14 protein-coding genes and 2 pseudogenes are annotated in these 14,099 nt (G+C 51.3%); 6 read left to right on the forward strand and 10 right to left on the reverse strand.

What is annotated here, in order from left to right; genetic code table 11:
• Window positions 1-146, forward strand: a pseudogene (locus ACLTD4_RS29440) (phosphoesterase); the annotation flags it as partial.
• A gap of 98 nt (window positions 147-244) precedes the next feature.
• Here the strand turns inward: ACLTD4_RS29440 and ACLTD4_RS29445 are convergent.
• The 3 genes from ACLTD4_RS29445 to ACLTD4_RS29455 all read right to left on the reverse strand — a co-directional run bounded on the left by ACLTD4_RS29445 (window position 245) and on the right by ACLTD4_RS29455 (window position 2,354).
• Window positions 245-670, reverse strand: coding sequence for a pyridoxamine 5'-phosphate oxidase family protein (locus ACLTD4_RS29445; protein ID WP_117622633.1), 426 nt, complete (start codon window positions 668-670; stop codon window positions 245-247).
• A gap of 69 nt (window positions 671-739) precedes the next feature.
• Entirely contained in the window at window positions 740-1,096 is a 357-nt protein-coding gene (locus tag ACLTD4_RS29450) for a winged helix-turn-helix transcriptional regulator (RefSeq protein WP_055656636.1), read from the reverse strand.
• A complete protein-coding gene (locus ACLTD4_RS29455) occupies window positions 1,002-2,354 on the reverse strand; it encodes a helix-turn-helix transcriptional regulator (RefSeq protein ID WP_412331780.1) in 1,353 nt (450 codons plus the stop codon). Before ACLTD4_RS29455 ends, ACLTD4_RS29450 begins: the two co-directional genes overlap by 95 nt.
• A gap of 175 nt (window positions 2,355-2,529) precedes the next feature.
• Between ACLTD4_RS29455 and ACLTD4_RS29460 the strand changes: the two genes are divergently transcribed.
• From ACLTD4_RS29460 to ACLTD4_RS29470, 3 genes are read left to right on the forward strand one after another with little or no spacing between them, the layout of a single operon-like run.
• Entirely contained in the window at window positions 2,530-3,924 is a 1,395-nt protein-coding gene (locus ACLTD4_RS29460) for an MFS transporter (RefSeq protein WP_055656640.1), read from the forward strand.
• A gap of 17 nt (window positions 3,925-3,941) precedes the next feature.
• Window positions 3,942-4,802, forward strand: coding sequence for an HAD family hydrolase (locus ACLTD4_RS29465; RefSeq protein ID WP_117622635.1), 861 nt, complete (start codon window positions 3,942-3,944; stop codon window positions 4,800-4,802).
• The gene (locus ACLTD4_RS29470; RefSeq protein WP_117634143.1) at window positions 4,795-6,492 is read left to right on the forward strand and encodes a glycoside hydrolase family 3 protein; all 1,698 of its coding nucleotides are present in this window, start codon (window positions 4,795-4,797) and stop codon (window positions 6,490-6,492) included. Before ACLTD4_RS29465 ends, ACLTD4_RS29470 begins: the two co-directional genes overlap by 8 nt.
• 62 nt (window positions 6,493-6,554) lie before the next feature.
• Here the strand turns inward: ACLTD4_RS29470 and ACLTD4_RS29475 are convergent, their stop codons facing one another.
• The 3 genes from ACLTD4_RS29475 to ACLTD4_RS29485 are packed head-to-tail and all read right to left on the reverse strand — an operon-like array spanning window position 6,555 to window position 8,417.
• Entirely contained in the window at window positions 6,555-7,235 is a 681-nt protein-coding gene (locus ACLTD4_RS29475; protein WP_117622637.1) for a hypothetical protein, read from the reverse strand.
• Window positions 7,232-7,762 carry a flavodoxin family protein gene (locus ACLTD4_RS29480; protein ID WP_117622638.1) on the reverse strand — a complete coding sequence of 177 codons (531 nt, stop codon included), beginning with the start codon at window positions 7,760-7,762 and terminating at the stop codon, window positions 7,232-7,234. The genes ACLTD4_RS29475 and ACLTD4_RS29480 overlap by 4 nt, the downstream gene beginning before the upstream one ends.
• Window positions 7,737-8,417 carry a helix-turn-helix transcriptional regulator gene (locus ACLTD4_RS29485; protein ID WP_412331781.1) on the reverse strand — a complete coding sequence of 227 codons (681 nt, stop codon included), beginning with the start codon at window positions 8,415-8,417 and terminating at the stop codon, window positions 7,737-7,739. The genes ACLTD4_RS29480 and ACLTD4_RS29485 overlap by 26 nt, the downstream gene beginning before the upstream one ends.
• Before the next feature lie 185 nt (window positions 8,418-8,602).
• Between ACLTD4_RS29485 and ACLTD4_RS29490 the strand changes: the two genes are divergently transcribed.
• The gene (locus ACLTD4_RS29490; protein ID WP_117622680.1) at window positions 8,603-10,837 is read left to right on the forward strand and encodes an EAL domain-containing protein; all 2,235 of its coding nucleotides are present in this window, start codon (window positions 8,603-8,605) and stop codon (window positions 10,835-10,837) included.
• A gap of 37 nt (window positions 10,838-10,874) precedes the next feature.
• Here the strand turns inward: ACLTD4_RS29490 and ACLTD4_RS29495 are convergent, their stop codons facing one another.
• Entirely contained in the window at window positions 10,875-11,303 is a 429-nt protein-coding gene (locus tag ACLTD4_RS29495) for a DUF3021 domain-containing protein (protein WP_117622640.1), read from the reverse strand.
• Window positions 11,304-11,318: 15 nt separating this feature from the next.
• Entirely contained in the window at window positions 11,319-11,756 is a 438-nt protein-coding gene (locus tag ACLTD4_RS29500) for a LytTR family DNA-binding domain-containing protein (protein ID WP_055656655.1), read from the reverse strand.
• A gap of 141 nt (window positions 11,757-11,897) precedes the next feature.
• Here ACLTD4_RS29500 and ACLTD4_RS29505 point away from each other — a divergent pair, with 141 nt between their 5' ends.
• Window positions 11,898-12,509 (forward strand): GNAT family N-acetyltransferase, encoded by a 612-nt coding sequence (locus ACLTD4_RS29505; protein ID WP_117622641.1) that lies wholly within the window; start codon window positions 11,898-11,900, stop codon window positions 12,507-12,509.
• Between the two features lie 4 nt (window positions 12,510-12,513).
• Here the strand turns inward: ACLTD4_RS29505 and ACLTD4_RS29510 are convergent.
• A pseudogene (locus ACLTD4_RS29510) lies at window positions 12,514-13,716 on the reverse strand (class I SAM-dependent rRNA methyltransferase).
• Between the two features lie 36 nt (window positions 13,717-13,752).
• A partial coding sequence (locus ACLTD4_RS29515) for a hypothetical protein (protein ID WP_412331782.1) occupies window positions 13,753-14,099 on the reverse strand: 347 nt, incomplete at its 5' end.

Raw genomic sequence — 14,099 nt, forward strand, 5'->3', positions numbered from 1 at the left:
ATCCGTACCTGAATGGATGTCGGATCATCAGCAATTCCGACGCCCATTACCTGGAGGATATCCACGAGCCGGAGCTTACGATCGAGGCAGGGGAAAAGAGTATACAGGGCATTGTGGACTGCCTGCTCCGTCCGTTGGGAGTATGAGCAGCGGACTATAGAAACGACAGGAAAGAAGCGATCCGCGCAGCAATTGCACAGACCGCCTCTTTCCTCTTTTTTTGTTGAGACATTCCTTCTGCCGCTTACGCTTCCGGGATCTCGAAGCTCTCGGAATGAAAATTGGTGTAGAAACGTCCGCTTAAGGCGGTAAAACGGAGGACGCAGTAATCTGGGTCTGTGACTCCGCCAGGGTAATACATGGTGTCGCCCTCCTGCCAGATCATCTCCTTGCTCTCGCTGTCCTCCAAAACCTCCATGGTTCCGGTCAGCATGGCGCCGCGGAAAAAACGGCTGTCGCAGACGTAGACACACGCCTTCGGGTTTTCACGGAACTGCCCAACCCTCATGGAAGAGGTGTTTGTAGTGAAATAGATGGTTCTGATTCCATCACGTTTCCGTGGCCGCAGCATGGCCTTGACATTGGGAAATCCATCTGCGGAGACGGAACCAATAAATGAGATACTCTGTTTGTCTAACATATTTCCTACGGTATTCTGGGCGTCTTTCATATGTAAATCCTCCTTTTTTCTCATTATAGAACGGTGAGACGGGCGTGAACAGTACCCACTTTTTTGTAACTACAGCAGCCCTTTTTCTCTCAGAAAATCTTCCCGCCCGTCTTCTGTCATCATGTCGATCCCAACGCTCTGCATGATGGTAACCGCCTCAAAAATCTTCCTGCCCCGGTCAGTTAAATAGTATTCCACCTTCAGCGGATAGCCGTCGTAGGCAGTCTTGCCAACGAAGCCGTACTGGGTCAGCTCGCTTAACTGCTGGAGCAGCATCTTCTGGGAAATGCCGGCGATTTCTTTTTTGAGAGAGGAGAGGGAGCTGCCGCCTTTATTCAGCTGCCACAGGATGATGGGCTTCCATTTGCCCCTGATTGCATCGTGGGTGAGCTCCAGCGGGCAGGTGTATTCGTTTCGCTGTTTCATGTCTGATACCTCCTGAACACGTACGTCCTATGCAGGGCGGATCGATTTTTTGTACTCGGTGGGCGGATACGCCGATTTTTTTCTTAAAGATTCTTGTAAAATAATTCACGTCTTCGATTCCTACATAGTAGGCAATATCCTGAATCTGAATATCGGTGGTGTTCAGCAGCTTCAGAGCGGTGTCGATCCGGCGGCCGTTGACGTAGTCGGTCAGGGTCATGTCCATCTCCCGGCGGAACAGGGAGGAGAGGTAACTGGCGTTGACGCTGAACATCTGTGATAAGGATTTTAAGCTCAGGTCTGAGCTTAAGTTTAAGTTAATGTGGTTTAAGAGGTCTCGGATCAGCGGCGGATAGTTCTTGAGGGACTGATTCTTGACGAGAAGGCAGTATTTGCGCACCATCTCAATCCGCAGGTTCTCCAACTGTCGGCGGGAGGTCGAGGCCTCAATCTGGACGGCATAATGATGGGAGATTTCATCTAAGTATACCGGATGAACCACCGCCTTCTCTGCAGCCTTGCGCAGCAGCGTATTTAGAACAATGATCAGGTTCTTGCTGTCACGGATGGGGTCCTTATATCTGGGGGCGATGCGGAAGTCTAAAAATGTCTCGAAGCGGCGGACTGCCAGTACCTGATCTCCCCGCATGACGGCATTCAGAAATTCATTTTCCGCGGCGTAGCGTTTTTCTGTTACGTGGATGGAAAATGCGTGCTCCGGATCGGGAACATAGTTCCAGCCGCTGTACTGCTCGTTCCAGTCCTCTGTCATGTAGCGTATGGTGAGATCGTGATGGTCCTCATACAGGAAGACGGCAATATGGTTTAACGCCGCGGTGATTCGCGCGGGATCAACGATGGATAAGTTCTGATAGTACTGCTTTAACACGGGAAGCGTCTCTAAGGTCAGCCGGTTCCGGCTGATGACTCGGTTATACAGGAACTCGTTGGCTTCCTCTGTCATATAGGGACCTACCAGAAGGCAGCCGGAATGATTTTTTTCCGGAAGCGGCATGAGAATATAGTGACTGAAAAAATGGTCCGTGATGCTGTAGATATATTTCTCCTCGGCTTTTTCCATTATTTCACTGAACAGTTCCCTGGCGTCATGTCCGGTGAAAATGGATTTCCGCAGGGAGTAATCAATATCCGTCAGTTCTTCCGAACCGGGAGAGAGAACGGAGGTCTGCACGCCGAGCGTGGTGGATAGAAGGGAGATCATCAGATCGATGACCGCTGTCTGAGGTTCTTGGCTCATATGAGGGATTCTCCTTTGTAACGAAATCTTTATACTACTTTTTTTTTATATTATACCATACAAAACAAATATTGTGCTGATAACTACAAAAATTATCCTCAAGACTTTTATATATTTATGATAAAGTTTGTTTATCAAAAAAAGATAAACTTACCTTTAGGAGGGGAAATATTGCATGGAAAGAAAATTTGGTTTCAGGGATAAGATCGGTTATATGTTCGGCGACTTCGGCAATGATTTTTTCTTTATGCTGGCCAGCACGTTTCTTATGGTATTCTATACGAAGGTACTCGGCATCAGTGCAATGGCGGTAGGAACGCTGTTTCTGGTTGCCCGGTGTGTGGACGCATTTACTGATATTACCATGGGGCATATCGTGGATACGGCAAAGCTTGCAAAGGACGGAAAGTTCCGGCCGTGGATCCGCAGGATGTGCGTTCCGGTGGTTGTGGCCGGCGTCCTGATGTTTAATCCGTTTATTGCGGATAAGTCCATGACATTTAAGATGGTGTACATCTATCTTACATATTTATTCTGGGGAAGTATCTGCTATACGGGAATCAATATCCCCTATGGCTCCATGGCGTCGGGAATCACCGCGGAACCCATCGAGAGAGGTCAGCTTTCCACATTTCGAAGCGTAGGCGCGGCACTGGCCGGCGTGTGTGTCAATGTGGGCGTTCCCCTGTTTGTATACGCCTATGAGGGTGGAAACCAGGTGGTTCTGGCAGACCGTTTCTTTTATATTGCCTGCCTGTTTGCGGTTCTGGCCCTGATCTGCTATATCCTGTGCTACAGTCTGTCAACAGAGCGTGTAAAGCCGCAGGTGAAGGAGACAAACAAAGGCAGCTTTGCAAGAGCTGTGAAAGGAATGACGCACAACCGCAGCCTGCTGGCCATCATCGGAGCGGCCATCGTCCTTCTGCTCTCCATGCTGCTGTCAGGAAGTATGAATACGTACTTATACATGGATTACTTCAAGAGTAAAGAAGCCATGTCACTGGCCGGCTTCTTCAGTACCGGCGCAACTCTGATTCTTGCACCATTTTCAACGACGATTTTAAAGAAGTTCGGTAAGAAAGAAGCTTCCGCATTTTCCGTATTATTTGCTTCCATTATTTATTTCATTCTGTTTTTCGTCAGAATTCAGAACCCATGGGCTTTCTGTGTCATGATTGCCTTTGGAAACCTGGGAACCGGACTCTTCAACCTTTTAATCTGGGCGTTTATTACGGATGTAATCGATTACCAGGAGGTACAGACGGGAAGCCGCGACGACGGCACTATTTACGCGGTATACTCCTTTGCTCGTAAGATCGGCCAGGCGCTGGCAGGCGGTCTCGGCGGCTGGGTTCTGGGTGCGATCGGCTACCAGTCCTCCAAAGCGGGTGAGGTCATTGTACAGACGGAATCCGTTACCAAAAATATCTATACCGTAGCGACTCTGGCTCCGGCCGTCTGCTACCTGATTGTAGGCCTGATCCTGTTGTTCGCATATCCGCTGTCTAAGAAAGTAGTAGAGGAAAATAACCGTATTCTTGCGGAGAGACGGGCGGCTGAGAAAAACTAACTGGAAAGGTGAGGACAATGAGTGATTTATTTGAGAGCTTTCAGAGAAAAAAGGAGTATCTGATCTGCATCGATTCTGACGGATGTGCCATGGACACGATGGATATCAAACATTTTCAATGCTTTGGCCCCTGTATGGTGAGGGAATGGGGGCTGGAGCAGTGGGAGGATGCGCTCCTGGAGCGCTGGAACGAAGTGAATCTGTATTCCATGACCCGTGGAATCAACCGGTTCAAGGCGCTGGCTATCGTTCTCCACGAGGCCTCAGGAAAGTACCGTTCCATAGACGGGATCGATGCGTTTGTCCGGTGGTGTGAGACGGCGCCGGAGCTGTCGGGCGAGGCATTGTCGAAGATGAAGACGGTCGAAGCTAACGTTTGTTTTCAGAAGGCGCTCTCCTGGTCGAAGGCGGTAAATGCAGCCATCGAAAGACTTCCGGAGGAGGCGAAAAAGCCGTATGATGGTGTGGCGGAAGGTATCCGGGCAGCGCATGAGAAGGCCGATATCGCCATTGTCTCATCGGCCAATAAACAGGCTGTGGTGGAGGAATGGGAGCGGTGCGGACTTCTTCCATTCACGGATATCGTCCTGACACAGACAGAAGGCTCCAAGGCGTACTGCATCAGCCGCCTTCTGGAGGCCGGATATGAAAGAGATCACGTCCTGATGATCGGTGACGCGCCCGGAGACCATCAGGCGGCCGGACAGAACGGTGTCTGCTACTATCCGATTCTGGTGAAGAGGGAGGCGCAGTCCTGGAGACAGTTTCGGGAGGAAGCGCTGGAACGTTTTCTAAACGGCAGTTACCGGGGCGGATATGAGAATCAGTGTACTGCGGATTTTGAGAAAAATTTAGGAAAAGGAGAAAACAATGGTTAATTTAAGAGAAAAACCTTATTATTTAAGTGATGAAGATATGAAATGGGTGGAGGATACCATCGCATCTATGACGGATGAGGAGAAGATAGGACAGCTGTTCGTCAATATGGTGACCTCCAGAAAACCGGAAGATCTGAAAAATGCGGTAAAGAACTATCACGTCGGAGCGATTCGCTATCATAATGCACCGCCGGAGGAGTTGTACGAGCAGAACCGGATTCTTCAGGAAAATGCGAAAATCCCGCTGTTGATCGCTTCCAACTGTGAAGCGGGCGGAAATGGCGGCGTGGGCGGCGGTACCGCGGTGGCCTGCGGGGCGGCGACGGCGGCTGCGGACGACGAGGAGACTGCCTGTGAGGTGGCGAGAATCGGGGCTTTAGAGAGCGCGGCTATCGGATGCAACTGGAACTTCGCACCGATTGTAGATCTGCTCTATAACTGGAGAAATACCATTGTCCAGTGCCGGGCCTTTAACAACAGCCCGGAAGATACCATCCGGTATGCGAAGGCATTTTTCAAGGGTACCAGAACTCAGAATATGGCTACCTGTATGAAGCATTTCCCGGGCGATGGAACCGAAGAGAACGACCAGCACCTTCTCATGGGTATCAATGATATGACCTGCGAGGAGTGGGACAACACCTTCGGAAGAGTCTACAAAGAACTGATCGACGAAGGCGTCATGACCATTATGGCGGGGCATATCGCACTTCCCGCTTATACGAGAAAGCTTCGTCCCGATACCGCAGACGAGGACATTCTGCCGGCAACCCTGTCCCCGGAGCTGATTACGGATTTATTGAAGGGCCGTCTTGGATTCAATGGCCTGGTAGTAACCGATGCGTCCCACATGATCGGTATGTTTGCGGCCATGCCTCGCCGGGATCAGGTTCCGCAGGCGATTGCCGCGGGCTGCGATATGTTCCTGTTCTTCAACGACATGGACGAGGACTTCGGCTATATGATGGAAGGTTACAGAAACGGCGTAATTACGGAGGAGAGGCTAAGTGACGCGCTTCACCGGATTCTCGGAATCAAGGCGGCGCTGAAACTCCACAAGCTGCAGGCCGAAGGCCGTCTGATGCCTCCGAGAGAGCAGCTGTCGGTGATCGGATGCAGTGAGTTCCACAAGTCTGCCGCAGAGCAGGCCGACAAGTTTATTACTCTCGTCAAGGACACGAAACATTACCTTCCAATGACACCTGAGAAATATAAGAGAGTGAAGCTGGTATTTATCGGCGGAGAGGGGACGGTGATCGCCGGCAAGCTTCAGGCGGACGACAGCGCTCCCATAAAGGAGATGGTCGTAAGGAAGCTTACGGAAGCCGGATTCATCGTGGACGGCGATACGCCGGCTATAAAAGGAAAGATGGAGGACCTGCGCAAAAAGTATGACGCGTGTCTGGTGGTATTTAACGTATCGGGATTCGCACAGTACAATACCATGCGTGTAAAATGGGCGCAGCCCGCGGACCAGCCGTGGTACGTGTCGGAACTGCCCACCATATTCCTCTCTCTGAACTATACAAACCATCTGATCGACGTGCCGATGGCAAAGACCTATATCAACGCCTATCTGAATTCGGAGGAAGCAGTATCCGCCGCTATCAGTAAAATGACCGGAAAGTCCCCGTTTAAGGGCAGATACAGTGAAAATGTATTCTGCGGCCGCTGGGATACCAGAATTTAATCGTAAAACAGAAACTCCCCTGCCGGACTGAGTTCCATCCAAGCGGCAGGGGAGTTTCTGTCTTACGATTTCAATTCTTTCACGGTCAGCCCGTTTTCACGGCCCTGTTTCCTCCAGCCGATTGAAGCGGCGGCTATGTAGAGCGGGCGGGGGAAGGAGAGGGAGATGAGCTGGTCCGTTCCCTTTTCAAGGCGTCCGATGCGTGCAGCCATGTCTTTCAGCGCAGTGCCCAGCGGCTTTTTGATGCCCTTTTGCAGCGGCGCGCCTTTTAACTGAGACAGCATGGCCCCGGCGCCGCATCCAATGCCCTGTTTGTATTCGAAACCGCAGCGCAGGCACCAGTTCTCTACAATCCGAAGCGCGAGCGCGGCCTGCTTGCCCTCGTAAAAGCCACAGTTTACGGCGGCATAGACGGCCAGTGGTTCTGAATTTTCCAGGAGCCTGTTGTTTTTCTGCTGCCATTCCAGTTCCATTAAAAAGGAAAGCAGATGGGACGGAACGGCATCCACATAGAGCGGGAAGGAGAGGACAAGAAAGCTGGAACCTCTAAGCTGTTTTACGTCCTCAGGGGATGGCTCCCAGCGCATGCCCGTGTAAGCGGACGAGGCGGCGGGATGGGAAGCGGTAACGGTCATGATGTCCGTCTCTGTGCCGGGATCGAGTAAAGACCTCAAATCGTCCAGCAGCGCGCCGGAAGAGCTGTCGCGTCTCTTCGGGCTGCCGTTTATCAAAATTCCTTTCATGCCATATTCCCCCTTATCTGTTCCGGTGTCTGATAGAAATGCACGGTGCAGCCGGAAGCTCCGAAATTGACGGCATTTGCCTTCGCCAGGCGGTCTGCGGTCTCTTCCTCCAGCCTTGTGATGGAGTCCCCATAGAAATGCGTCGTGATTGCCATACGGTTATCGTGCCGCATGACATGGTGCATCTCTCCGTGAACGATGCGGAAAAATGGCTGGATATAACCGATGCTGCGGTCCAGAACATTTTTCACATAGGGGCTGTAGCCGCCGTAGCAGCAGCGGCTGATGAGTATGAGTTCACTGGTCCTGGACAGCAGTTTGCCCATCTCCTGATAGGAATCGGGAAGGACGCAGCTGCCCGGAGTCTTGATCCAGCAGCCAAAACAGCCAATACAGGGGCGTGCCGGATACATGGGGGAAAGGATGACAGCAGGCGGCTCGGAGGTTCCGAGCCTGGTCAACTGAGCGGTTTCGGGAAACAGCTCTTCAAATACGGCGGGGTCAAAGTCGTGGATGATTGTTTTCACTGAGGGGACCTCCTTTTTGGGTGTTTGCTGTTGTGGTGGAGATATCTGTTGCAGTGGAGATTTCTGTTGCAGTGGTATTTTCTGCCGCCGCGGCATTCTCTTTCCTCCCAATCTTTCCGGATCCGGCGGAAATACGTTCATCCGTGCGCGCGGCCAGTTGGGAACACCATTCAATCAGCATTTCATAGTAACGGATTCCATAGACGAGCACGGATCCGTGGAACGTGTGGCCGGCGTCCAGATTTCTGATATTCAGCTCTTCTTTCTGTGCCTTCAGCTCTTCGAGCCCTACGGAGGCGGTCTCCATAAACAACTCCAGATTCTGCTTTGCCGTGATGGGCTCTAAATACTCGTAGAAGAAAAACGACACCAGGTAGTCGAGGCGTGTTTTGGCAAAACGCACCGGCTGCTTTAACCAGGTAAGAAAGACACCACGGCCTTCTTCCGTAATGGAATAGAGCTTCTTAAACTTTCCTCCGGTCACTTTTTCTTCTGAGAGGATGAGTTTTCTCTCTTCCAGCCTCTTTAACGCGGGATAAATGCTCCCATAGCTTGCATAGAAGAAATAGGACGTGCTTTCCGCCATATACTGCTTTAAGTCATAACCGCTGGCGGCGCATCCCATTAAAAAACCAAGAATGATATACTCTAACATGATATTACCTCCTGATATATATCAAAACGATATATATTATACCGATACTATATCAGGTAACCATTCCAAAGTCAAGGAAATAAAAAAAGTAAGTGACGGTTGACGTACCCTTTTTCTTTCATGTACAATGAAAGAGGATGCCGTCTGTCATCGTGTATAAGAGCGCAGGCGGGAAAGGAAGAGGTATGAGAAATCTTTTCGCGAAATACAGGGAAGTTATACTCGGTCTGTTGATACTGATTTTACTGACCGTGTCGTGGCTCTTATACGCGAGTACTTTGAAACATGATTTTCAGAATGAGATCATCTCTTCTCTTGAGGAGGTTTCCACACAGGGGAAGAGTATTCTGGAAAAAGAGATAAATGGAAAGCTGGAATTATTGACCGAGGTTTCGCGCCGCGTTGGTTTTTACACTGTGGACAATTATGAGGAGGCCGCTGCCATGCTGGCCGCCACCGCGCAGGAGAATGGGTTTAAGCGGATGGGGGTCATCACTGCGGATGGAACGACATATACCACGGATCATGTATGTATGGATCTGTCCGACCGCCCTTATTACAGAAGGGGCCTGGCGGGAGAAAACAGTGTGTCCGATCCCCTGGTGGACCGGGAGGGGAGTGAAACGATCCATGTATATGCGGTGCCTGTCTATCATGATGGAGAGGTGACGGCGGTTCTGTTTGGCACCTATGATATCAACGAGATGCGCAGGCAGCTGGAGGTGACCTCCTTCGGAGGACGCGGATATACGTATATCGTAAATAAAGAGGGCAACTGCATTGTGGATTCCACTAATTCCTACAGTTACCCCAATATGCAGAATATTTTTACGTCCATGGAAGCGGAAGACCGGAAGAATCAGGCGATTGCGGACCGGATGAAGGTGGATTTTGAGAATGGGCAGGATGGATGCGTCAGATTCATAAATAAAGGGGTTCAGTACATGTACTACCGGCCGCTGCCCATCAATGACTGGTATCTGCTCACCGTGGCACCGGCCAGTGTGCTGGACAGCAAGATGAACGCGGTGCTGGGGCGGACGTATCTGCTGGGTGTGTTTATGGTGCTGATTTTCGTGGGAATCCTGGTTTATATTCTGAAGGATCAGAAACGGAGAAAGGCCGAGCTCATGCACAGCCTCTATACGGATGAGATCACCGGCGGTTACTCCTTTGCCAAATTCCAGGTGGAGGCGGAGAAGAAGATACGCCGGGCAGAGGCGGGGAGCCTGTCCCTGGTCAGCCTGGATATCGATGATTTTAAGTTTATCAATGAGCTTCTGGGATATGAGGAAGGAAATCACCTGATCCGGTATATTCATGGAGTTCTGGCGGGATGGTGCGGGGGCGAGGAAATTTTTGCTCATCAGTCTGCGGATATGTTTGTGGCACTCGTTGACGGTCACGACCATGATGCCTTGTGCAGGCGATTAGAGGAACTTTGCAGCCGTCTTCAGTCGTATTCCATCTGGCCTCAGAATAAGCTGGCTATCGTGCCGGCCATGGGGATATTCCAGATTCGAGACAAGAGCCTTACACTGGATTTCTGTCTCGACTGCGCAGGCATTGCCAGAAAGAGCCGAAAGGGACAGTTCGCCGTCCATTACGCATTTTATGATGAGCGGGTGAAGGAGCAGATCTATCGGGATAAGCGGATCGAAGCCGTGATGAAGAGAGCGCTGGAAAATGGAGAATTCAAGGCGTATTACCAGCCCCAGTATGACGCAGAATCCAAGCGGATCGTAGGGGCAGAGGCCCTGGTGCGCTGGGCGAGGCCTGACGGTGAGATCGTGTCGCCGGGCGAGTTTATTCCGCTGTTTGAGAAAAATGGATTCATCAGCGAGCTGGACCGGTATATGTTCCGGATTGTCTGTGAACAGCAGAAGGAATGGGGGAACCGCGGATATGCGGTGGTGCCGGTATCCGTCAATGTATCGAGAAAGCTTCTCTATGACCTGAATTTTGTGGAGAAATACAACCGGATTCTGACAGAGACTGCGGTGGAAGTCCAGAATGTGGAGGTCGAGATTACGGAGAGCGTGTTCTTCGACAATCAGCCTCGTCTATTGGATGCCATCAGGCATCTGCATCAGTCCGGTTACCGGATCCTTCTGGATGACTTCGGTACGGGGTATTCCTCTATGGCCATGCTGAAGGACATGTCGTTTGACACGCTGAAGATCGATAAAAGCTTTGTCGACAATATTGGTGATGAGAGAGGCAATAAGATCGTGGATGGCATCATACGCCTGGCGGAGTCGCTGGAGCTGAGCACCATCGCCGAGGGCGTGGAGACGAGAGAGCAGTACGAGTATTTAAAGGCGCACGGATGCGACGTAATACAGGGGTATTACTTTGGCCGGCCGATGACCGCAGAATCATTTGAAATGCTGCTGAGCAGCCAGACGGCCGGCAGATAGAGTTTTGTAAGCAGGAGCAGGAGCCCGGGAGGTAATCTTATGGGGTCTGCTCCTCTTTTTTATCCTGGGAGAGGATCAGGCGGTTGATCTCATCCGCCTCGTGGCGGTGTATGGCCGAAAAGTACCGGTCGATCAGGACCGCGATAAACACACACAGCAGTGATGTGTATAGAAAGCTGCTGATGGTGGGAACCGTCCAGTTTAAAACAAAGCTTGCGATTATAATAGTCGCATACTCTGCTGCGAAGAACGTGATCTGGTACGCTCTTTCCGACTGAAACGGAATGTGATCGCACACGACTGATATGAGCTGTATGAAAATGATAAGCCCTGTAAGTTCCAGGACAAAGACGCCGCTCAGTGCATAGTTGTTTCCCAGAATCAGGTTATAGACGGCGTTAAACAGAATGACGATAGTAAAGGCGATCGCCGAACTGGGAAGATAGGTTCTTAATAATCGTTTCATGGCATTTCCTCCTTGTTATCGAGATAATTTTTCTTTCAGCGCAGGTATATAATTTCTGCTGACAATGAGCTTTTCGCCGTTTTTCAGCAGGGCTTCCAGCCTGTGATTCCACAGGGGGGACACGCTCTTCAGCCAGGCGGTGTTGACGATGCAGTTTTTGCTGATCCGGACAAATGTGGTATTGGCCAGCTTTTCCTCAAGGGACGAAAGCGTCTCGCGGCTTTCGTACACATTTTTGCCGCTGTAGAGGAATGTGCGTCCGTCAGCGGAGTCCACATAGATAATCTCCTCGGAATGCAGATAGAAGGAAGTCTCTCCGATCCGCCCTTCCAGTGAAAAGGAGTACTGGCGGATATAGTCCAGGAGACGCCTCAGCCGCGGGTCAGCAATGTGGCACCGGATTTCGATTTCGGGCTCGGAAAGGTCGAGCCCCTCGTGCAGTGTTATTTTCATGTCATTCTCCTTTTTGGATATCCTGTGCACCGGATTTATGATATCATTATAGAAGCGGCAGGAAAAAAGAACAAGGGGAACCGGCCAAGATGCCTTGAGGGGCGATGAAATACAGAGAGAGGAAGAGAAGGAGAAGATAATATGGCAAAGACGATGGGAGCTGTTATGGGGGATAACATGGAAGAGGAGATCATTCTTGAGACAGAAAGGCTGGCTCTGCGGCGGCTTCGGCGGGCAGATTACGCTGACCTCTGCCTGATGTTAAAGGATGAAGAGGTGATGTATGCTTATGAGCATGCATTTGAGGACTGGGAGGCCGCCGACTGGCTGGACCGTCAGCTAATGCGCTATGAAAAATACGGGTTTGGCTTATGGGCCGTGATTTTAAAGGAGACTGGGGAACTGATCGGACAGTGCGGGCTGACCATGCAGGAGGCCGGCGAAAGAGAGGTGCTGGAGGTCGGTTATTTATTCAGAAAGGATTTCTGGCACTGCGGATACGCGCTGGAGGCCGCTGCCGCGTGCAGGGATTATGCATTTGAGAAGCTGGGAGCGGAGGAGGTGTATTCCATTATCCGGGATACCAACGCTCCTTCCAGGGCCGTGGCGGAGAGAAACGGTATGACCGTTTGCGGCAGTATCGTTAAGCACTACTATGGAATGGACATGCCCCACCTTCTGTACAGAATCAGCCGCTCGGAAGCGGGGGCTGATTCTGCACAGAAGGCGGGGCAGGATCTGGAGCATGTGTGAAATGCTATTTCTCGTCACATACCTGGAATATGAAGAATTTTAAATAGTAAGAGGTTTCATCTCCGGACCAGAGAATGGGATGATCCGGTGCCTGCGTCCGGTATTCGACCTGGCGGAGGCGCTTGTGGACATTGCCGGCGGCTTCCCGTATGGTCTTTTCAAATAACTCCGGTGTCATGAAGTGGGAGCAGGAGCAGGTGGCTAAGTAGCCGCCGTCCTTTACCAGCTTCATACCTCTTAAATTAATCTCCCGATAGCCTTTAACCGCGTTCTTTACGGAGCTTCTGGACTTTGTGAAGGCGGGGGGATCGAGGATGACGACGTCGAATTTCTCACCCTGGCGTTCCAGCTCGGGAAGCAGCTCGAAGACATCGGCACAGCGGAATTTGACCGTATCGGAGAGGCCGTTTAAGGCCGCGTTTTCTTCGGCCTGGGCGACTCCCAGCTCGGAGGCGTCCACACCCAGGACGGAGGAAGCGCCGGCCAGACCGGCATTAAGTGCAAAGGAGCCGGTATGGGTGAAGCAGTCTAATACCCGTTTGCCGGCGCAGAGTCTCTGAATTGCCAGCCGGTTGTATTTCTGATCCAGGAAGAAGCCGTTTTCTGCCCGTCTTTAAGACTACCAGATAATGCACGTTATTTTCCACGATTCCACCTTAGTGTCAAAGGGATCGCCGATGAAGCCCTTGAAGCGCTCCATGCCTTCCTGGAGCCGGACCTTGGCGTCGCTTCGTTCGTAGACGCCGCGGATCTGGATTCCGTCCTCGGCCAGGACCTTCTTAAGCTTGTCCAGGATAACCGGCTTGAACCGGTCGATTCCCAGGGCAAGGGATTCCACAACGAGTACGTCGGAAAACTTATCGATGACAATACCCGGAAGAAAATCGGCCTCGCCGAAGATGAGACGGCAGCTGGAGGTATCGGTCGTGGTCTTCCTGTACTCCCATGCGGCGCGCACTCTCATCTCCAGAAAGTCGTCGTCCACAACGGTATCCTTTTTTCTGGACATTATGCGGACGGTCAGCCTGGAGTTGGTGTTGATGAAGCCATGGCCCAGCGGATAACCGTCGAAGTCTTCCACGAATACCATGTCGCCATTGGCGTAATCCCCCTTGATGGTGTCGATCTCATTGTCATAAATCCACATGCCGCCGGCTTTCAACGAGCGGCCTTCGCCTTTTTTTATTCTTACAACTGCAGATTCCATATAGATTCTCCTTTTGATTGTGAATACTCTTGTATGTTAAAACTGGTTTTTCAGTCTGCCCAGCAGACGGTACAGCGGGTCAAACAGCAGGAGTGTGACGGCAAAGTTGCTGATGCCGTGAACAATGTCGAAGGGAATGCCTGCTGTCCACCATGCAAACGCGGCTCCGATGCCGCCTGTAAAGAAGTAGGAGACGGCGCACAGCAGCCCGAAGAGCATACCGAAGATCCCTGCAAGCAGCGCAGCCGATATCGAACGCGGTTTTCCGTTCCATCCCATGAGAAATACGGAACCGCAAAGGATCGCCCACACATAGAGATAAGAAAACCACCACAGGCCGAAGCCGTAGATCAGTCCCTCCAGAATGACGAATACATAGAGGA

It is taken from the genome of Hungatella sp., assembly GCF_046966825.1.